Annotated in this window: 20 protein-coding genes; 11 read left to right on the plus strand and 9 right to left on the minus strand. The window is 68.4% G+C overall.

Translation table 11 applies throughout. The annotated features are described in order from the left end of the window. On the minus strand, window positions 1-522 hold a 522-nt coding region (locus tag N5D30_RS19485), incomplete at its 3' end, for a DUF6531 domain-containing protein (RefSeq protein ID WP_279910292.1). Window positions 523-777: 255 nt separating this feature from the next. Between N5D30_RS19485 and N5D30_RS19490 the strand changes: the two genes are divergently transcribed. The 5 genes from N5D30_RS19490 (at window position 778) to N5D30_RS19510 (ending at window position 5,459) form a co-directional block, all read left to right on the plus strand. Further along, window positions 778-1,356, plus strand: a complete 579-nt coding sequence (locus N5D30_RS19490) for a TetR/AcrR family transcriptional regulator (protein WP_279910294.1) — start codon at window positions 778-780, stop codon at window positions 1,354-1,356. A gap of 130 nt (window positions 1,357-1,486) precedes the next feature. Further along, complete coding sequence (locus N5D30_RS19495; RefSeq protein WP_220811198.1) at window positions 1,487-2,326, plus strand: TIM44-like domain-containing protein; 840 nt, start codon at window positions 1,487-1,489, stop codon at window positions 2,324-2,326. A gap of 79 nt (window positions 2,327-2,405) precedes the next feature. Then, entirely contained in the window at window positions 2,406-2,849 is a 444-nt protein-coding gene (locus N5D30_RS19500) for a hypothetical protein (RefSeq protein WP_279910295.1), read from the plus strand. Window positions 2,850-2,952: 103 nt separating this feature from the next. Beyond that, entirely contained in the window at window positions 2,953-4,935 is a 1,983-nt protein-coding gene (locus N5D30_RS19505; RefSeq protein WP_279910296.1) for a PhoX family phosphatase, read from the plus strand. A 116-nt stretch (window positions 4,936-5,051) separates the two neighbouring features. After that, window positions 5,052-5,459, plus strand: coding sequence for an SMI1/KNR4 family protein (locus N5D30_RS19510; RefSeq protein WP_279910297.1), 408 nt, complete (start codon window positions 5,052-5,054; stop codon window positions 5,457-5,459). Window positions 5,460-5,552: 93 nt separating this feature from the next. Here N5D30_RS19510 and N5D30_RS19515 read toward each other — a convergent pair whose 3' ends face one another. Then, window positions 5,553-6,227, minus strand: coding sequence for a GntR family transcriptional regulator (locus tag N5D30_RS19515; protein WP_279904930.1), 675 nt, complete (start codon window positions 6,225-6,227; stop codon window positions 5,553-5,555). 189 nt (window positions 6,228-6,416) lie between these two features. On the opposite strand from N5D30_RS19515, the gene N5D30_RS19520 reads away from it, so the two are divergent. After that, window positions 6,417-7,808: an aspartate aminotransferase family protein gene (locus N5D30_RS19520; protein ID WP_279910298.1), complete on the plus strand. Its 1,392-nt coding sequence runs from the start codon at window positions 6,417-6,419 to the stop codon at window positions 7,806-7,808. A gap of 127 nt (window positions 7,809-7,935) precedes the next feature. Continuing rightward, window positions 7,936-9,315, plus strand: coding sequence for a glutamine synthetase family protein (locus N5D30_RS19525; protein ID WP_279910299.1), 1,380 nt, complete (start codon window positions 7,936-7,938; stop codon window positions 9,313-9,315). A gap of 30 nt (window positions 9,316-9,345) precedes the next feature. Here N5D30_RS19525 and N5D30_RS19530 read toward each other — a convergent pair whose 3' ends face one another. Further along, window positions 9,346-10,614 (minus strand): hypothetical protein, encoded by a 1,269-nt coding sequence (locus tag N5D30_RS19530; RefSeq protein WP_279910300.1) that lies wholly within the window; start codon window positions 10,612-10,614, stop codon window positions 9,346-9,348. Then, window positions 10,607-11,140, minus strand: coding sequence for a zf-TFIIB domain-containing protein (locus N5D30_RS19535; protein WP_279904934.1), 534 nt, complete (start codon window positions 11,138-11,140; stop codon window positions 10,607-10,609). The genes N5D30_RS19530 and N5D30_RS19535 overlap by 8 nt, the downstream gene beginning before the upstream one ends. Before the next feature lie 127 nt (window positions 11,141-11,267). Here N5D30_RS19535 and N5D30_RS19540 point away from each other — a divergent pair, with 127 nt between their 5' ends. After that, complete coding sequence (locus N5D30_RS19540; RefSeq protein ID WP_220811189.1) at window positions 11,268-11,672, plus strand: DUF3301 domain-containing protein; 405 nt, start codon at window positions 11,268-11,270, stop codon at window positions 11,670-11,672. Between the two features lie 3 nt (window positions 11,673-11,675). Here the strand turns inward: N5D30_RS19540 and N5D30_RS19545 are convergent, their stop codons facing one another. The 3 genes from N5D30_RS19545 to N5D30_RS19555 are packed head-to-tail and all read right to left on the minus strand — an operon-like array spanning window position 11,676 to window position 13,781. Continuing rightward, window positions 11,676-12,041, minus strand: coding sequence for a hypothetical protein (locus tag N5D30_RS19545; RefSeq protein WP_279910301.1), 366 nt, complete (start codon window positions 12,039-12,041; stop codon window positions 11,676-11,678). A 2-nt stretch (window positions 12,042-12,043) separates the two neighbouring features. Then, entirely contained in the window at window positions 12,044-12,925 is an 882-nt protein-coding gene (locus N5D30_RS19550; RefSeq protein WP_279904936.1) for an alpha/beta hydrolase, read from the minus strand. A 55-nt stretch (window positions 12,926-12,980) separates the two neighbouring features. Then, a complete protein-coding gene (locus N5D30_RS19555; protein WP_279910302.1) occupies window positions 12,981-13,781 on the minus strand; it encodes an alpha/beta hydrolase in 801 nt (266 codons plus the stop codon). 178 nt (window positions 13,782-13,959) lie between these two features. Between N5D30_RS19555 and N5D30_RS19560 the strand changes: the two genes are divergently transcribed. Next, complete coding sequence (locus N5D30_RS19560; protein ID WP_279910303.1) at window positions 13,960-14,580, plus strand: TetR/AcrR family transcriptional regulator; 621 nt, start codon at window positions 13,960-13,962, stop codon at window positions 14,578-14,580. A gap of 20 nt (window positions 14,581-14,600) precedes the next feature. Here N5D30_RS19560 and N5D30_RS19565 read toward each other — a convergent pair whose 3' ends face one another. Together N5D30_RS19565 and N5D30_RS19570 are read right to left on the minus strand one after the other, a co-directional pair. Next, on the minus strand, window positions 14,601-15,953 hold the full coding sequence (locus N5D30_RS19565; RefSeq protein ID WP_279910304.1) for a DUF1329 domain-containing protein: 1,353 nt from the start codon (window positions 15,951-15,953) through the stop codon (window positions 14,601-14,603). An 11-nt stretch (window positions 15,954-15,964) separates the two neighbouring features. Further along, window positions 15,965-17,722, minus strand: coding sequence for a DUF1302 domain-containing protein (locus tag N5D30_RS19570; protein ID WP_279910305.1), 1,758 nt, complete (start codon window positions 17,720-17,722; stop codon window positions 15,965-15,967). A gap of 229 nt (window positions 17,723-17,951) precedes the next feature. Between N5D30_RS19570 and N5D30_RS19575 the strand changes: the two genes are divergently transcribed. Next, entirely contained in the window at window positions 17,952-18,782 is an 831-nt protein-coding gene (locus N5D30_RS19575; protein WP_279910306.1) for an alpha/beta hydrolase-fold protein, read from the plus strand. A gap of 279 nt (window positions 18,783-19,061) precedes the next feature. Continuing rightward, window positions 19,062-19,898 carry a plasmid partitioning protein gene (locus N5D30_RS19580; protein ID WP_279910307.1) on the plus strand — a complete coding sequence of 279 codons (837 nt, stop codon included), beginning with the start codon at window positions 19,062-19,064 and terminating at the stop codon, window positions 19,896-19,898. Window positions 19,899-19,900 lie beyond the last annotated feature (2 nt).

The raw sequence follows: 19,900 nt of genomic DNA on the forward strand, positions 1-19,900 counted from the left end.
CACGACGGAGCCTTCGTGTTGCTGGACCGTCTCCGGCACGCCGGTCCAGCGACGCCCCCAGGGCTCGCAGGACTGATCGGGCTCGGCGCCGCCACGGCGCATCCACAGCCGTTCGCTGCCGGAGTAGTACGAAGCCCCCGGCTTCAGGGCGGGAAAGGTGATACGCCGGCCCTGGGCATCGGTGAGGGTGGTGCTGTCGGTATCCAGCTCCAGGCCCAGCCCCTCGCCGGGCAGGGACCAGCCCTGGCCCAGGCTGCCGATACGCCCGTCGCGCGACAGGTAGCCACGGCTGAAGGCGAAGGGCATCGGCGCCGACAGGACGAAGTCGGTTTCCGCCGGCAGCAGCTTGGCACCCAGGATCGGGTTGACCGGCTGGCCGATACTCGGCGAGCAGGCGGATGGCTGGTCGGCCATCCCCACCGCCGTGCTGCCAACGAATACGTTGGGGGAGCCGGTCACGATCACCGCACCCGCCACTTCGTGGCCGATATGCGAGACCGGCAGGCCTGCGGATTCGCTCATGGGGCAAGTCCTTTTGCTCAGATTTAAGAAGGCCTGCTTCCGTGCAGGCTCCACGGGACATCGTCTTAAACGATTCCCATACCAGTCAGGTCAATTCCAGCCGAACACGACGGCCCCGACAATCCGGGCGTGTCGTAAACGACGATCAGGTCTCATCACGAGACCGACAACTGCCAGACAGAAGCAGGCTCCACCCGTCGGGTCTTTCCGAGGACACCGCCAAGCTGGCCATACTGTCCGGCGGAGGTGCCTTCCATGCCCCGCGCCACGCCTTCCGCCGACAAGATCCTCGATACCGCCCTCGACCTGGCCGAGGTCTGCGGCTGGGAGCGTCTGTACCTGCATGACGTGGCCGAGGCGCTGGGTTGCGACCTGGCCGCCATCGCCCGCCACTACGGGCAGAAGGACGATCTGGTCGAGGCCTGGCTGGACCGCGCCGACCGGGCGCTGTTCGAGCGGGCCAGGGCGGCCGACCTCGCCGCCCTGAGCCCAAGCAAGCGACTGGAGGAACTGCTGGTCGCCTGGCTCGGCGGCATGGCCACGCACCGTGCTCTGACCGGGCAGATGCTGCTGTACAAGCTGGAGCTCGGCCATGTCCACCTGCAGGTCGGCGCACTGCTGCGGGTCAGCCGCACCGTGCAGTGGTGGCGCGAGGCGGCGCGGCGGCAGAACCTGCACCTGTCGCGGGTCGCCGAGGAAAGCCTGCTCAGCGCGGTGCTCCTGCGCACCTTCGTGCACTGGCTGCGCCACCCCGGAGAAGGCGATGCCGAACTGCGCGCCCTGCTGCGTCGTCAGTTGCGGGGCGGGCCGCTCGCCTGGCTGCTGCGCCGCTGACCGACAGAACCACACGTGCCGCCTCTATACGAGCTGCCCACATAAATCCGGAAACATTCTGCGGCTGGCGGGAGTCCCAACACTGCGGCAGCATGACGCGCGAATCACAACCTCAGCGGGATCACCCCACATGCAGCGTTTTCTCAGCATCGCCCTGGCCCTGTGCCTGGGTCTGACCCTCAGCCTCGACGCCAGCGCCAAGCGCATGGGCGGCGGCAAGTCCTTCGGCTCGGCACCGACCCACCAGAGCCGCCAGGCGGAAGCACCCAAGGCCAACCAGCCCGCGGCCGCCAACAACGCCGCCGGCGCCCAGCGTCCGGCCGCCGCCAGCGGCGCATCGCGCTGGCTCGGCCCGCTGGCCGGTATCGCCGCCGGCGGCCTGCTCGCCTCCATGTTCATGGGCGATGGCTTCGAAGGCTTCCAGATCTTCGACTTCCTGATCCTCGGCCTGATCGCCTTCGTCATCTTCAAGCTGTTCGCCGCGCGTCGCCAGCAGCAGGGCCGCCCGGCCGTGGCCGGCGGCATGCAGCGCGAGATGCCGCAGCAGCAGGCACCTATCTTCGGCAGCGCCGCCCCGGCACGTCCCGCCGTCAAGGCCCCGGCCTGGTTCGACGAGCCACGCTTCATTGAGGCCGGCCGCACCCACTTCCTGGCGCTGCAGCAGCACTGGGACGCGGCGGAGATGGACAAGATCGCCGAGTTCGTCACCCCGCAGATGCTCAGCTTCCTCAAGGAAGAGCGCGCCAGCCTGGGCGACGCCTACCAGTCCACCTACATCGATGACCTCGACGTGCAGCTGGACGGCATCGACGAACTGGCCGACAAGACCGTCGCCACCCTGACCTTCCGTGGCCTGGCCAAGACCTCGCGCTTCGACCAGGGCGAGGCCTTCAGCGAAAGCTGGCGCATGGAGCGCGTCAACGGCGACAACCAGCCCTGGCTGGTCGCCGGCATCCGCCAGAACGGCTGATCGCGAAGCCCCCGGCCGCAACGACCGGGGGCTTTCTCCATCTGCTAGAGTCGCGCCATCTCCCCGCCAGGCGCGCCGCATGCACACCCTCTTCCTCGATACCGAATTCACCCGCCTCACCCCCGACTACCGGCTGATCAGCCTGGCCCTGGTCGACCCGGCCGGCGCCGAGTTCTACGTCGAGCTGAACGACGGCTGGAGCCCGGCCGACTGTTCCGCCTTCGTCCACGAGATCGTCCTGCCCCAGCTCGAACCGACCCGTCACGGCCGCAGCCGGGCGGAAGCCGCCACCGCGCTGCACGCCTTCATCGCCGGCTACGGCGAGGTCGAGATCGTCAGCGACGCCCTGGCCTGGGACTGGCCGCTGCTGCTGGAGCTGCTCGGCGCTCATGGCCTGCCCGGCAACGCCTGCTGCCGCGAGGACAAGAAGCTGCTCAGCGACCTGGCCGAAGGCGACATCCCCCACCACGCCCTGCTCGATGCCCGCCTCATGAGCGGCGCCGAGCAACGCAGGAAACGTTAACCCGCTCCCAGGGCACCGAATCGCCACACAACCGTCATCGTTTCGTCTCCATCGACCGCTAGCGTCGTGGCTCCGTCGCATCCTCAGCAGAAGGAACCGAACCGTGAGCTTCGATGAACAGAACGCCGTGCTTTTTGGCAGCGGCGACGAACTCCCCAGCAATCATTCCGCCAACCCGCACATGGGCGAGCTGATCGACCAGCGCCGCCGGCAGATACTCGCCGGTGGCGCCGCCATCGGTGCGCTCGGCTTTCTCGGCGTGCTGCCCCAGGTGGCCGAGGCGGCGGGGCCGGAGAAGCCGTTCACCCGGCGCAACCGGCTGCCTTTCGAGGCCATACCGGTGAGCCGTGCCGACACCATCACCGTGCCGCCGGGCTATCGCGCCAGCGTGCTGGCGCCCTGGGGCACGCCCATCAGCGGCAACCTGCCGCCGTTCCTAGAGGACGCCAGCAACAGCGCTCAGGACCAGGCGGAGCAGGTCGGCATGCACCACGACGGCATGCACTATTTCCCCATCGACGGCCGCCACGGCGGCGGTAAAGACTCCAACCACGGCCTGCTGGTGTTCAACAACGAATACATCGACGCGCCGCTGCTGCACCCCAACGGCCCGACCACCGTGGACGGCAAGCGCACGGTGCCCGACGAGGTGCGCAAGGAGATCAACGCCCACGGCGTGACCATCGTCGAGATTCGCCGCAACCGCCTGGGCGAGTGGGAAGTGGTGCCGGGCCGCTACAACCGCCGCGTCACCGCCGCCACGCCCATGCAGATCCAGGGCCCGGCGCGCGGCAACGCGCTCCTGCGCACCCGCTACAGCCCGGACGGCACCGCCACCCGCGGCACCCAGAACAACTGCGCCAACGGCTTCACGCCCTGGGGCACCTACCTCACCTGCGAGGAGAACTGGGCCGGCTACTTCGCCACCCGTGACGCCGACCAGCCGCGCGAGCTGAAGCGCTACGGCCTGCGCGACACCAGCCGCTTCGGCTGGGAGACCCTGCCGGGCGACGAGTTCGAGCGCTTCGACGCCACCCGCAAGGCCGCCGACGCCCGCGAGGACTACCGCAACGAGCCCAACCACTTCGGCTGGATCGTCGAGATCGACCCCTTCGACCCGACCTCCACCCCGATCAAGCACAGCGCCCTCGGCCGCTTCGCCCACGAAGGCCTGGTCTTCGCGCCGCAGCGCATCGGCAGCCCGCTGGTGTGCTACTCCGGCGACGACTCGCAGAACGAGTACATCTACAAGTACGTCAGCCGCGAACGCTACTTCCCGATCGTGGGCAAGCCCGGCCGCCTGCTGGACGACGGCACCCTCTACGTGGCCCGCTTCAACGCCGACGGCAGCGGCGACTGGCTGGCGCTGGACCTCAAGGACTCGGCCTTCCAGGCCGCCTGCGCCAAGGCCGGGGTGAAGTTCGCCAACCAGGGCGAAGTGCTGATCAACACCCGCCTGGCCGCCGACCTCGTCGGCGCCACCAAGATGGACCGCCCGGAGTGGGGCGCGGTCAACCCGGACAACGGCGAGGTGTACTTCACCCTCACCAACAACACCTCGCGCACCCAGGCCATCGCCTCCAACCCGCGCGTGGCCAACGCCTACGGCCACATCATCCGCTGGCGCGAGGACAGCAGCGACCATTCCGGCAAGCGCCTGAACTGGGACATCTTCCTGCTGGCCGGCCCGCAGGGCGACAGCCGCGACCCGAAAGGCAGGCCGCTGGACGACAGCAACATCCTGGCCAGCCCGGACGGGCTCTGGTTCGACCCGGACGGCCGCCTGTGGATCCAGACCGACATGAGCGGTAGCCAGCTCTCCAGCGGCCCGTTCGGCCACAACCAGATGCTCGTGGCCGACCCGCGCAGCGGCGACCTCAAGCGCTTCCTGACCGGACCGCTGGGTGCCGAGGTCACCGGCATCAGCGCCACGCCGGACTTCCGCACCCTGTTCGTCAACATCCAGCACCCGGGCGAAGGCTCCACCGCCACCAACCTGCTCAGCGCCTGGCCGGACGGCCCGGGGCGGCGGCCGCGCTCGGCCACCGTGGTGGTCACCCGCGAGGATGGCGGTCGCCTGATGTAGGCCGCCGAGCCCCGGGTTCGCCCGGGGTTCTTCCCTTCCCCGCCGGCTCGCGGTAAAACGCGCCTCCGATCGGCTACCCTCTAGCCGACTCCGTTCCCTCCCCCCTGGAGACGCCCGTGGAAGAAGTCATCGATCAGCTGCGCGAACTCAACGAGCCGGTGCCGGTGCCGCTGGAGCTGCCGGACGAGGAGACCCTGGTGGAAATCCAGGAGCAGATCCTCATCCACCTGCCCTTCGAGCTGCGCGAGTTCCTGCTCAAGGTCAGCGACGTGGTCTACGGCCGCCTGGAGCCGGTCACCGCCAGCGACCCGCATTCGCACACCTACCTGCCGGAAGTGGCCGCCACCGCCTGGGACCTGGGCCTGCCGCGCGATCTGGTGCCCCTGTGCCAGGACGGCCGCGACTACTACGCCGTGGACGTGGAAGGCCAGGTGGTGCTGTGGGATGGCCGCACCGGCGAACTCACCGACGAGATATGGGACTCGGTGTGGCACTGGTGCCGGGACGTCTGGCTGGAGAACTGAGCGCCGGTCGTCTTGGACTGCATCCGGTAGGGCGGATGAAACCCGCGCAGGCACACACCTTGGCGAGCCCACCCGCGCTACGGTGAGCACCGTTCACGCGGGTTTCACCCGCCCTACGCTGTTCGCGCCTTCCAGCTCCAGCAGGTTGAGCAGGAAGCGGGCGAAGTAGATCAGATCCTGCTCCATGGCATGGCGCGCCGCCTTGGCATCGCCGGCCTCGATGGCGGCAAAGGCTTCCTCGTGGAAGTCGTTGAGCCGCAGCGACAGGTCGGCGCCGGTGAACAGGCGGTTGAAGAAGGGGCCGATCTGCAGCCACAGCGACTCGATGCTGCGCAGCAGTACCGGATTGCCGCAAGCGCCGTAGAGGCTGAGGTGGAAGCGGCTGTTGGCCTCCAGGTAGTCCTGCACCTGGCGCTGCTCGATGGCCAGGTCCATGCGCTGCACGCAGTCGCGCAGCTCGGCCATGTCGGCGGGGGTCAAGTTGGGCGTGGCCAACTCCACGGCCAGGCCTTCGAGGCCCAGGCGCACCTGGAAGATGTTCTGGTAGCGCTCGCGGGTCATCGCCGGCACCCGCACCGAGCGTTGCGGCTCGCCCTCCAGCGCCCCCTCGGCCACCAGGCGCTGCAGCGCGGCGCGGACCGGCATCGGACTGGTGCCCCATTGGGCGGCAAGGTCGCGGATCTTCAGCCGCTCGCCGGGCTGGAAGCGCCCTTCGAGCAGGCCTTCGCGAATCCGTTGGTAGAGTCTTTCCTGCAGATTGTCGGCCATGATGTCAGCGATCCCGTGGCGGCGCGGGCAATTGGCTGCGGGTCAGGGAACAGTCTCGCATCAGTTACTCCTGGTCTTTTGTGATCACATACATAAGGAAAACGGCGTTCCAGACGGATATTAAACCATCAGTTGCTATTTTTGTGATCACAAAATAGCATGTGCAGAAATTCGAACGAGGTGTTCAGCATGACTGTCAGCGGTATCAGCCCGTCCGCCGTGGAGACCTTCGTCGCCCGCGAGCGCGAGCGCTTCCTCGCCCGCAATCCCAAATCCGTGGCCCTGGCCGAGCGCGCCCGCCACTCCCTGTACGGCGGCGTACCGATGCACTGGATGGCCGACTGGTCGACCCCGGTGCCGCTGTTCGTCGAGCGCGCCAGGGGCGCGCGCTTCTACGACGTGGACGGCCACGAATACATCGACTTCTGCCTGGGCGACACCGGCACCATGTTCGGCCACTCGCCGGAGCCCATCGCCAAGGCCCTCGCCGAGCAAGGCGCCAACGGCCTGACCACCATGCTGCCAGGCGAGGACGCGGTGGTCTGCGGCGAGCTGCTGGCCGCACGCTTCGGCCTGCCGTTCTGGCAAGTCACCGCCACCGCCACGGACTCCAACCGCTACGTGCTGCGCTGGGCCCGCGCCATCACCGGACGCAAGACCCTGCTGGTGTTCGACGGCTGCTACCACGGCACCGTGGACGACGTGATGGTGCGCCACCGCGACGGCGAGACCGTGCCACGCTCCGGCCTGGTCGGCCAGGCTTACGATCTGACCCAGTACAGCCGCTCGATCCCGTTCAACGACGTCGAGGCGCTGGAAGCCGCGCTGGCGAAGGGCGACGTCTGCGCCCTGCTGTGCGAGCCGGCGATGACCAACATCGGCATGGTCCTGCCGGAACCGGGGTTCATGCAGAAGTGCCGCGAGCTGACCCGCAAATACGGCGCGCTGCTGATCATCGACGAGACCCACACCATCTCCACCGACATCGGCGGCTGCACCCGGCTGTGGAGCCTCGACCCGGACTTCTTCGTGGTCGGCAAGCCGATCGCCGGCGGCGTGCCCTGCGGCATCTTCGGCTGCAGCGCAGCCATGGCCGAGGCCATGACCGAGTCGCGCAAGCGCGCCAGCGAGGACAGCCATGGCCACGGCCACAGCGGCATGGGCACCACCCTGTCGGCCAACGCCCTGGCCATGCACTGCATGCGCGCCAACCTGGAACAGGTGATGACCCCGGCCGCCTACGCGCACATGCTGCCGCTGGCCAAGCGCCTGGCCGATGGCTTCCGCGCGCTGATCGGCAAGCACGGCCTGAAGTGGTCGGTGACCGAGCTGGGCGCGCGCAGCGAGTTCCAGTTCTGCCCGGTGTCGCCGAAGACCGGCGCCGAGGCCGAGGCGGCCTTCCATGACGAGCTGCAGATGGCCCTGCACCTGTACCTGATCAACCGCGGCATCCTGATCACCCCGTTCCACAACATGACCCTGTGCTGCCCGAGCACCACGGAAGCGGACGTGGACAGGCTGATCGCCACCCTGGACGAGGCACTTGGCGAGCTGCTGGCCATCCCCGGCGCCCGCCTCTGACTCCCTCTCCCTCCGGGAGAGGGCTGGGGTGAGGGAGGCTCGAAACATGCAGCCCTACCTCGCCTGGATCACCCTCACCCCTAGCCCCTCTCCCAAAGGGAGAGGGGAACAGATCAAGGACACCATCATGCGATTCGCCCATCCCCAGGAAGCCCTCGACTTCCTCGCCGCCCACCCGGAAGTCCGCAGCATCGAGCTGATGCTGATCGACGCCAACGGCATCCCGCGCGGCAAGCTGCTGCACCGCGACGAGCTGCTGGCCGTCTACGAGCACGGCCGGCCACTGCCCAGCTCAATCCTGGCGCTGACCATCCAGGGCGAGGACGTGGAAGACAGCGGCCTGGTCTGGGAAGTGGCCGACGCCGACTGCTGGACCTACCCGCTGCCCGGCAGCCTGACCCTGCAGCCCTGGCGCGCCATGCCCACCGGCCAGCTGCAGGTCAGCATGCACCCCGAGCAGGGCCTGCCGGCCAGCCCGGCCGATCCGCGCCACGTGCTGGTGCGCGCCATCGAGGCGCTCAAGGCGGACGGCTACCACCCGGTGATGGCGGTGGAGCTGGAGTTCTACCTGCTGGACAAGCACCGCGACGCCAATGGCCGGCCGCAGCCGGCCGTACAGGCGAACGGCGTGCGCCCCCAGGCGCCGCAGGTCTACGGCGTGTACGAACTGGAGCAGTTGCAGCCCTTCCTCGACGACCTCTACGCCGCCTGCGAAGTGCAGGGCCTGCCGGTGCGCACGGCCATCTCGGAATACGCCCCGGGCCAGCTCGAACTGACCCTGGAGCACCGCTTCGACGCCCTCCAGGCGGTGGACGAGGGTGTGCGCTACAAGCGCCTGGTCAGGGGCGTGGCGAATAAACATGGGCTGCAGGCCTGCTTCATGGCCAAGCCGTTCGGCGACCTGGCCGGCAGCGGCCTGCATCTGCACGTCAGCCTGGCGGACGCCGAAGGCAACAACCTGATGGCCTCGGAGCTTTCTGACCTTGAAAGCGGGCCCGGCACGCTGTTAAGGCACGCCATCGGCGGGATGATGGCCACCCTGGACGACGCCCTGGCGATCTTCTGCCCCAACGCCAACTCGTTCCGCCGCTTCCAGGCCAACAGCTACGCGCCGCTGGCCAAGAGCTGGGGGGTGAACAACCGCACCGTGTCGTTCCGCGTGCCGGGCGGCCCCACGCACAGCCGCCACGTGGAACACCGCATCTGCGGCGCCGACGCCAACCCCTACCTGGCAGCGGCGGCGATCCTCGCCGGCATCCATCACGGCATCCGCAACCGGATCGACCCGGGCGAGGCCATCGTCGGCAACGGCTACGAGCAGGTCCGCGAGACCCTGCCCACCGACTGGCTCACCGCCCTGCGCGCCCTGGAAGGCTCCAGCTGGGCCCGCGAGGCGCTGGGCGAGGACTTCCTCAAGGTATTCCTGGCGATCAAGTGGGCCGAGTACCGCCAGTTCATGGGCGAGGTGGGCGAGCAGGACTGGCGCTGGTACCTGACCCACGCCTGAGCCACGCCTGAGCCACCCGCCACGGGCGGCTCAGCGGACGGGCGGCGCCGTCCAGGGCAGGCAGCGCAGGCCCCGCTCGTCCGCCAGCGGCCCGGCGAAGCAGTAGGCCCGCTGCTCCGGGTTCCAACTCGCCTTGCGGCCCGGGTAGTAGGGATTGTCCGCCTCCGGCACGGCCTGACCGAGGCTGGCGAACAGGGCCAGCTTGGCGTCCAGGTCATGCATCCGCGCCAGATAGACATGGAAGTTGGGCATCGCGATGCCACCCAGCACCACGCCGATCGGGTTGCGCGCGCGACGCCACAGGCCCGGCTGCGGCCGCTCGCCTTGCTGCACCAGCTCGACGAAGGCGCGCGGGTCCAGGCGCGAGTCCTCGGCCACGCGCAGGTAGGCCGGCAGGCTATCGTTGATCGTCATGTGCCGCTTGTACAGCAGGCTCAGCTGCCAGGCGCCGCCGGCCAGTTCGGCGGTGATCTGCGGGTCGTCCATCATGTACAGGAAGCCGTTGCCGAGCAGGGCGAACTCGCGCCGCATGGGCATGTGCAGCGAACGCTCCGCCTCGCTCAACGCCGGCTGCGGCTCGGGCCTGGCGATCAGCCCCTCCCGCACGAGCACCGCCAGGCTGTCGAGATCGCGCCCGAGCAGGCGACCCAGCACCATCTTGAGGATCAGGTTGTCGGCCTGCGCCAGCCAGGCGCGCAGCCGCGCCACGTCCTGCTGCAGCAGGGCCAGCGCCTCGTCACCGCGGCCCGCGTCCGCCAGGGCCAGTGCCCGGGCGGCGAGCAGCCGGTTGGCCCGATCAAGGCTGATGAAGTTGGCCAACGGCTCGTCTGCGCTCGGCAGGCCGAGGGTGCGGTAGTCGTCCAGAGCCAGCAGCCGCTGGTAGCGCTCCAGCAGTTCGGCATGGCGCGCCAGCAGCGCGTCCAGCCCGGCGCGGTCCGCGCGCAGGCGCTGCTGGCAGTCGCCTTCGGCCAGCGCGCACAGCGCCTTGCCGGGCAGGGCGATATGCGCGCTCTCGGCATCGGCCACCATCGGCTCGTGATAGCGGTGCTGCGCCCGCCACTGGCGATGGGCCTCGAGGATCTGCCGCCCGGCGGCCGCCGCGTCCTGGCCGGCGGGGGCATCCAGGCCCATCAACTGGTGATAGGCGGTGCTCTCGCCGGGCGCGGCCACCTCCTCCAGCCAGGCCAGGGCCCGGGGGTCGAGCGCTTCGTCCCGCGTCCACAGCCAGAGGCCCGCGCCCAGCGCGACGACGACGATCAGCAGCCAGCGCTGCCAGGTCTTCACCGCCAGCTCACTCATGGCCGATGTAGAACAGCAGCTCGCGGCGCTGCGGATGGTCCTTGAGCCAGGCGCGCACCTCGTCGGCGCGGGCCACGGCGTCTTCCCCGGCGATGCGCGCGAAGCGCTCGCGGCGGGCCTGCTCGGCGCTCTCCTGGCGCACGCGGCGCTGCCAGGCCTCGCTGAAGATTGCCGGGATGCTGCGGCTCAGCTGCAGGGCCTTGAGCAACTGCCATTCGCCGCCGTCCAGCCAGGCCTCGTCGCAGGTGGTGCACAGGTCGAGGCGATTGCTGCGGGTACCGCTGATCTGAAACTTGCTCATCAGCCTCGCGCACTTGGGGCAGGTCAGCGCGTGGGCGCTCTCGTTCAGCGGCTCGGCCTGCAACTCGCCTTCCGGCGCCTCGTCCTGCGGCGCCCGCTCGGCCCAGTCGCGGTAGTAGAGCAGCGCCACCAACGTGCCGGAGCACTGCTGGCAGCCGTGGGCGAGCAGGCCTTCGTCGAGGCGGGTGGGTTGCAGGCGCGAGTCGCGGCAGACGGGGCATTGCATGGGGACATCCTTTTCATGCGGGGAATGGCAGGACGCGACCCTATCCAAGAAGTCCGGCCGGCTCAAGCGGCAGCTGAGCGCGGCGTCACGGATCGGTTAAGCTTGGCCTGTAAACACCGGAGTCCACATGATCGATCTGCTGGATGTACTGCTTCTGATGCTGTTCGCCGCCGGTTGCGCCTGGCTGTGGCGCGGCCACGGCATCCGCGAGCGCGCCCTGGCGCTGGCCAAGCAGCATTGCGCCAAGCTGGACGTGGAACTGCTCGACGGCAACGTCGCCTTCCGCCGCCTGGCCTTTGTCCGCGACATCCGCGGCCAGCGCCGGGTGGCGCGCATCTACGGCTTCGAGTTCACCGTCACCGGCGAGCAGCGCCTGAGCGGCACCGTCAGCATGTACGGCCGCCACCTGGGCAGCATAGAACTGGAGCCGCACCCCTTCCAGCCGCCGTCGCCGGCCGATGACAAGGTGATCCAGCTCGACGACTGGCGCCGCAGTCACCCACGGCCGAACGATCAGCGCCGGGTCGACTGACTCCTACCCTCGCAACTCCACCAGCCGCGCCATCACCTGCCGCCATTCCGGCTCGGCGGCGTAGGTCATGGGCCTGCGCAGCAGGCGGCAGCGCCAGCGATGCCAGCGGCGCCCGCGCAATGCCTGGAAACGGCGGCAACCGGCACTGAGCCAGGCGGGATCGAAGCCTTCCCAGGCCCCCGCCGCCACCCAGTGATTGGTCCACAGCAGCGGCGCGACTTCCTCCAGGTAGATGGCACGCAGCTCTTCCACCGACAGGCCGCTGGCGTGCAGCACGTCAGCGATGTGGCGGTGGTCGTGGTCGTCCAGCTGGTTGTCCAGCCAGAGTGCGGACAGCGCCAGCCACACGTCCTCGCGGCTGGCACCCACCCTCAACCTTCCGGTCGGAGGAAGGCCAGGACCCGCGCGGCGGTGTCCTCGGGGTGCTCCTGCATGAAGCAGTGCCCGCCCGGCACCTCGGCGATGGTCACCGCCCCGTTCAGTGCGCTCAGGCGGCGAGCGGACTGGCCGACGAAGGGATAGGTCTGGCTGCCGTAGAGCAGCAGGGTCGGGGTGCTCAGCCTGGCCAGGGACGGCCACAGGCGGCGAGGGAAGGAGCTGAAAATGTCCACCTCGCGGCTCGGCCGGCACTTCAGCTCGACGCCGCCGGCGGCGGCATCCTTCAGCGCATGGTCGACGTAGGCCTGCAGCGCGGCGTCGCTCCAGCCGCGGAAGATGCCGCGCCCCCGCAGCAGGGAGAAGGCGTTGGCGCGATCCGGCCAGTGCCGGCGGCGCGCCTCCGACTTCTTCGCCATCACGTTGCGCCGGTGCAGGCCGACCAGTTCGGACAGCGCCATCACACCCATCATCGCCTTGCTGAACAACACCGGGTCGAGCAGCGCGGCGCGCTGGAACAGCTGCGGCTGTCGGGCCAGGATCAGGCTGGTCAGCACTCCGCCGAAACTGTGCCCGAGGGCGAAGCGCGGCACCTCGCCGAACCTTCCGCGGCCGGCCTCGAAGGCCTCCACCGCCAGTTCTGCGCTGCGGTTCCAGCCATGGAAGCGACCACCGTGCTCGGTATCGCCGTGGCCCTGCACGTCGCACAGCCAGAGGTCGAAGTGCTCGGCCAGCGGCGCCAGCATCGGCTCGTAGGCGCGCCCGCAGAAGCCGTTGCCGTGCAGGAAGTGCAGCAGCGGCTTGCCGCTGGGCGGGGTGTGCCAGCCGGTGAGGGTGAAACCGGCGGAGGTGGGGTGGGACCAGGGATGCAATTGCATGAAAGCGCGCCGCGGCGGAAGACTGCGGCCAGTGTAACGGCGCGCCGGGGGCGCGTCAGTCGGGCAAAGGTGCCGAATATTCGGCGATAAAGGCCTGCAATAGCCGGTTCAGCCGCTCCGGCTGGTCCAATGGAGTGGCGTGGCCGGAGTCTTCCACCACTTCCAGGCGGGCGTTGCGCAACTGGCCCAGGTAAGCGCGCTTGTAGTCCAGCGGGGTGTAGTCGCGGTCGCCGCTGACCACCAGCAGCGGCACCTCCGCCTCGCCCGCCGCCGGCAGGGCCGACCAGCCGGGGATGGCACGCATGGCGAACAGGTAGGAGGTGCGGTCGTTGCCGGCGATGCGCTGCGCCACCAGCTCGCGCAGGGCCTGCTGCTCGGGCTTGGGGAACAGCTTGCCGGCCAGCATCCGGGCCAGCGCGGGCAGGCCCAGCAGGCGCACCAGGCCCAGCCTCAGCCAGACCTGGCAGCGCACCTTCCAGGAGTCGACCGGGAAGCTCGGCGCGCTGTTGATCACCACGGCCGCGCGCACCAGCTCGGGGTGGTCGGCGAGCAGCTGGAAGGTCAGCATGCCACCCATGGAGATACCCACCGGCAGGCACGGCCCGATGCCCAGGGCGCGGATGAAGTCGGCCACGTCCGCGGCCAGCTCGGCCATGCTCACCGGCGCCCGCAGCGGTTCGCTGCGGCCGTGCCCGCGCATGTCCATGGCGATCACTTCGCAATGCGGCGACAGGTGTTCGATCTGCGGCTGCCAGTCGAGCAGCGAGGAACCCAGGCCATGCAGCAGCAGCACCGGGTATCCCCGGCCCTGGCGGATATAGGCGAAACGGCCGTTGGGCAAGTCGATATATTCCATTGAAAGTTCTTCCCCACATTATTCGTTGACAATAAAACAGCCTTGCCAGAGCAACTTTCCGATACCGAAGAAGTTGTTCTGACAACCAACTTTTATTTCGCCTCTAGTTCATGTCCCGCTGTTTGCCTTGCCCTGGCAAACCCCCTAGAATCGGGCAGCGCCGTTTCGAGAGCCGATCATGTACAGCATTGCCAGTCCCACCCAGACACGCAGCAAGAAGGCTCTGGAACGCTTCCTCAACGTCGCCGCCGATCTGCTCGCCGACAACCAGTTCGAAGAGACGGGCATTTCCCAGATCGCCCAGCTGGCCGAGTCCTCGGTCGGCACCTTCTACCGCCTGCTCGGCGACAAGGACGTGCTGCTGTACGCCGTGCACGAGCGCTTCGTGGAGCAGAGCCGCGCCGCCATCGACGGCCTGGCGGCGGACATCGCTGGCGAGGCGGCGCCCCTGGAGCGCCAGGTGGAAGCCTTCATCGGCGGCGTGGTGAACCTCTTCGAAGGCCGCGAAGGCCTGCTCCGCGCGCTGATCCGGCGCAGTTCGATGGACCCCCAGTTCCGCCAGCGCTTCCACCAGCTCAACGCCTATATCGGCCAGACCTTCGGGCGCATCGTGCTGAGCCACCGCGACAGCCTGGGGCACCCGGCGCCGGAGCAGGCGGCCGACCTCGGCGCCCACCTGCTGCTCTCCGGGCTGAACTACTTCACCATGGTCGGCAGTCTCGGCGTGACGCCCCGGGAAGTTCTTCCCGCTGAACTTTCCCGGGTGGTCTGCCGTTATCTGCAAGTTGCGCAAAGTTGATCCGCTTATTTGCGCCGATATCAACGACGACTATCGCGGCGTAATTGCGCCGGCGTGAAGTCGGTGGGCTTCAGGGCGATATCGAACTGATCCGCCGGTTCTTCGTTGGACAATATGCCGATCACGTAGCGGCCGCCGATCAGGTCATATACCGCGTCGCCCTTGGTCCAGATCAGCGGCTGGTCGTACAGGTTGAGCGTGTAGGACTCGCCGACGCGCCACAGGTTGTCGCGGTTGTCGTAGTGGTCCACCACCAGGATCTGGTAGCTGTCCTCGTCGAAGTACAGGTCGCGCTGCTTGTACTGGTGGCGCTGGCCGGCCTTGAGGGTGGCGCGCACGTGCCACACGCGGTGCAGCTCGTAGCGCAGCAGGTCCGGGTTGACGTGGCCGGGCTTGACGATGTCGCCGTACTTGTTGGCCCTGGAGGCGAAGCGGTAGCTGTTGTAGGGCACGTACATCTCGCGCTTGCCCATCAGTTGCCAGTCGTACTTGTCCGGCGCGCCGGAGAACATGTCGAAGTTGTCGGTGGTGCGCATGCCCTCGGAGGCGGTGCCGGGCGAGTCGTAGGCCACGTTCGGCGTGCGCCGCACGCGGCGCTGGCCGGCGGCGTAGAGCCAGGCCAGGCGCGGTTCCTTGACCTGATCCACGGTCTCGTGGACCAGCAGCTCGGTACCCGCCAGGCGCGCCGGCGCCAGCACCGACTGGCGGAAGTAGAACAGCACGTTGCCGTTGTCCTTGCTGGCGTCGCCGGCGTCCTGGTTGAACAGGAACAGGTCCTCGATCTGGGTCATGAAGTAGTTGCCGCTGGCGTGGGGCACGGCCTGGGCGTAGTAGCGCTTGACGCTGTCGCCGCGGTAGCGCACCAGATGGTTCCACAGCACTTCCAGCGCCGACTGGGGGATCGGGAAGGGCGTGGCCACCTTGAAGTCGGCGATGCCGTTGCCGTTCTCGATCAGCCGCGCCGTGGCGGCGTTGCCCTTGATCGCGGCGTACACCTTGTCCGGGTAGGAGGCCGAGCGCCGGGTCGGGTAGACGTTGAGCTTCCAGCTGCCCGAGTAGCGTTCGAGCATGGCCAGCTGGCCGGGGCTGAGCTGCTCGCGGTACTGCCCGGCGTTGGCGTGGGTGATGGTGAACAGCGGCTGGTCGGCCGCGTAGGGGTCCTTGTAGCCGAGTTTGGCGTCGAAGGCGTTCGCGTCGCGGGCCAGGCCGCCGTCCCAGGCGGGGATGGTGCCGGCGTCGTTGCCGGCCTTCTCGGCGCCCAGCGGGGTCAGGTCCTGGCCCAGGCGGGCCGCCTGGTCGGCGGCGACCTGGGCCATGGCCAGCGGTGCGGCCATGAGGGCGGCGGCCAGCAGGGTGATTCTCAGGCGATGCATGGCGTTCCCTCTCAGAAGCTGTACTTGATGTTGAAGGTCAGGTAGTCGCGGTCGGTGCGCTTGTTCGACAGCCCGCCGCCGCTGTAGCCGACGTACTTGGCGCCAACGGTCAGCGCTTCCTGGTAGATCGCGTCCAGGCCCACCGACCAGCTCTGCGCCTCTTCGTCCAGGCCGTTGGTGAGCTGCGGCGCCACGCCGTTGATGCTGTACTGGTAGCCGACGCTGGGCACCAGGTTCACCAGGTTGAACACGTTGGTGTAGGTCAGTTGCAGGCTGGCCTGGGCGCCATAGGCGCTGCTGGTGGCCTCGTAGTAGTCGACGTCCGACTCCAGGCCCTGCACGCGGCTGGCCACCACCTCGGAGAACAGCACGGCCGAGTCCGCGCCGAGCAGACCGGTGAAGTTGTAGATGGCCGCCAGCGAGGCCTGGTACATGTCCTTCTCGCGGTAGCCGTCCAGGCGCGTGCCGGCCGGCAGCCCCTGCGGGTTGAGCAGGGCGATGGGCAGGTACTCGTTGAGGCCGAGGGCGATCGGGGTGTCCGGCCGGTAGCTCAGCTCGCCGGCGAGGGACAGGCCATTGAAGATGCTGTCGCCGCCGATCGAGGTGTTGAAGCTGATGCCGAACAGGTCGCGCTTCTCCAGGTACTCGGCGTAGTAGCGCGAGCTGCTGGCGTTGGGCAGCGCGCCGACCACCGGCAGCACCAGCGGCTGGCCGACGGTGAGGCCGATCATCGGCACCTGCATGTTGTAGCGCAGGTAGTAGAAGCCCAGCTCGGTGTCGTTCAGCGCCGGCACGTACCAGCGCAGGGCCAGGCCGTACTGGGCGGCGCCATCGGCGTCGATGTCCTTGGCGCGGGGGATGAAGGTGGTGGGGATGTAGCTGCGCAGCAGGTCGTTGACCATGCCCGGCGGCAGGCCGTTGGCCCAGGCCTGGGCCGCGGCCGGGCTGTCGAACGCCAGGGCGCCGCCGGCGAGCCCGGTGACCTGTTCCTGCAGCGGCGCGACGGACAGGTATTCGCAGTCCTCGCCGAGCGGGTCGAGGGTGGAGAAGTAGGTGCCGCAGGGGTCGATCTTCGACGCCTCCCAGGCCTTGCCCGGTTGCCAGTAGCCTTCGACCGTGAGGTTGTCGCGCAGCTCGTAGGAGCCGTAGATCATGAAGGTCGGCAGGTAGGCCTCCTTGATCTCGGAGCCGGGCGCACGCAGGGCGTTGATGTCCACCGGGTTGGTCGCGCCGATGCCGTTCTGGTAGAACAGGCCCTCGCCCCAGTTGATCACCTGGCGCCCCAGGCGCGCGTTGAGGTCGCGCTCGTTGACCGTCCAGCTGCCGTAGACGAAGGCGTCCAGCAGGTCGGCGCTGGAGCCTGCCTCGTCCAGGCCGCCGTCGCTGATGCGGCGATGGCGGCGGGAGTCGTCCTCCAGCTCGAAGTCGTAGAAGGCGCGGCCGCGGACGAACAGGCCGTGGCGCTCCCGGTAGCGCAGGTCCATCTCCGAGACCACCTTGACCATCTCGGAGAACAGGTCGCCCCTGCGGAAGTTGAGGTTGCCGTCGTCGGAGTTGATCAGCGCGGAGTTGCTGCCGCTGCCGCCGTTGGCGCGGGCGATCAGCTTGCTGTCCTGTCCCTCCATGCGATAGCTGACGCCGTAGGACACGGTGGTGTCGAGCGAGGTGGTCCAGTCGCCCGAACGCACCTGAAACGCCTGCGCCACCCCGAGGGGGAGCGCGCCGAGCAGAGCCAGGCCGGCGACCGCCAGGCCTCTTCCTTGATGCATCACGATGACCTCCAGTGTTGTTTTTATCGGAATCGGAACATCGGTTCCGATAAATCTAGACGGCAATCGAAACGGTGGCAAGAGCGGCACGATATTTTTCTGCCAGGACCTGTCGCGTTTAGCCGCGCCACCCATCGCATGCCGTAATTCTGGCGCCAAATAAACGTGATATTTGCCAGGGCATCGCGTCAAATCCTCCGAGTCCCACCGCCCCACCTCGGAGTCGCTCATGCCCAATCGTTCCGCCCTGATCCTCGCGCTCCTGGGGATGTTCGCCCTCTCCAGCCCCGCCCTCGCCGCCTCCCGTTGCATCGCCAACGCCTCCGGCGCCGCCATCAGCTGCAGCATCCAGACGGTCTCCATCGATTCCGGCAGCGAAGCGCCGCGCAAGGTGGTGTTCCAGGTGCCCACCGGCACCGCTCCCGCCGGCGGCTGGCCGGTCGTCCTGCTGTTCCACGGTTCCCTGGTGCAGGTGAATGGCTTCACCTACACCGCCAACATGCCGTTCGGCGGCCTCTACCAGGGCATGCTGATCCGCGCCCTGCTCGACAACGGCTACGCGGTGATCGCGCCCAACGCGCTGACGGCCGCCGAGGCCTGGCAGACCAACGAGCCGGAGTACGCCTACGACTACGCCCACAGCAACGACCGGCTGTTCTTCGAGAACCTGTTCGCCGCCATGAACGGCGGTCGCTTCGGCAAACTGGACGCCAGCCGCTGGTACGCCGTCGGCATTTCCAGCGGCGGCTACAACACCAGCCGCATGGCCGTGTCCTTCCCCGGCCGCTTCAAGGCCCTGGCGATCCAGTCGGCCTCGTTCGCCACCTGCGTGGGCGCCCGCTGCCAGGTGCCGCAGGAGCTGCCGGCCGACCATCCCGCCACCCTGTTCCTGCACGGCCTGGCCGACCGCGTGGTGCCTTGGAGCAGCATGCAGCCCTACCACGACCGCCTGCTGTACCAGGGCATCGAGACGGCGCTGTACAGCGAGCCGATAGGCGGCCACCAGTGGTTCGCCGCTTCCCCCGCCAAGATCCTCGACTGGTTCCAGCGCCACCCCTGATCCACTCCCGCCCCGCCTTCGCCGGCGGGGCTCGTTGCCTGAATCAACCGTTGTTGACCCGCTCGCCCCCTGTGGGAGCGGACTTGTCCGCGAAGTTTTCTTATCAGCCGCCAGCCGCCGCTCCCACGGGGTCATCGCCCTCGCCAGCAGCACTCGATTGCGACATGGCCTTCCGTTCCCCTTCGCCGACAAGAGTGATCCGCTCCAACTTGACGGAATCGGAATTCCTGTTTCTATTTGACGAGCAATCGAACAACAACAACGACGGAGATCACCCCCATGATCGCTTTCCGCACCTTGCTCCTCTGCCTGCTCGCCCTCACCCTGCCCCAGCTCGCCATGGCCGATTCGCGCTGCAGCGAACGCGCCCGCACCCTCCTCTCGCCCGCCAAGGTCAGCTGCCCTCACCGCACCACCTGGATCGACTCCGGCCTGGTCGGCGCCCGCCAGGTGATCTACCAGACGCCCCTAGGCACGCCGCCGGCCGCCGGCTGGCCGGTGGTGCTGATCTACCAGGGCTCGTTCTTCCCGCTCGATGACTTCAGCTACACCGGCAACCTGCCCTTCGGCGGCTTCCACGAAGGCAAGCTGGTGAAGACCCTGCTCGACAACGGCTACGCGGTGATCGCTCCCAGCGCGCCGGCCGACCTGTTCTGGCAGACCAACATCCCCGGCCTGGCCCAGGCCTACGAGCTGAGCACCGACTACGACTTCCTCGGCAACGTGCTGGGCGCCATCGCCAGCGGCCACTTCGGCCCGCTCGACGCCCAGCGCCAGTACGCCACCGGCATCTCCAGCGGCGGCTACAACAGCAGCCGCATGGCGGTGTCCTTCCCGGGGCGATTCAAGGCGCTGGCGATCCAGTCCGGCTCCTACGCCACCTGCAGCGGGCCGCTCTGCGTGGTGCCCGGCCAGCTGCCGGCCGGCCATCCACCGACCCTGTTCCTGCACGGCTTCATCGACCCGGTGGTGCCTTGGTGGAGCATGGACCTGTACTACGACCGCCTGCTGCAGCAGGGCATAGAGACGGAGCGGCACACCGAGCCGCTGGGCGGGCACGAATGGTTCGCCGTGTCGCCGGGCAAGATCCTCGCCTGGTTCAACGCCCACCCCTGAGC

Origin of the sequence: Pseudomonas sp. GD03875 (assembly GCF_029840585.1) — a bacterium.
Classification (GTDB): domain Bacteria; phylum Pseudomonadota; class Gammaproteobacteria; order Pseudomonadales; family Pseudomonadaceae; genus Aquipseudomonas; species Aquipseudomonas paralcaligenes.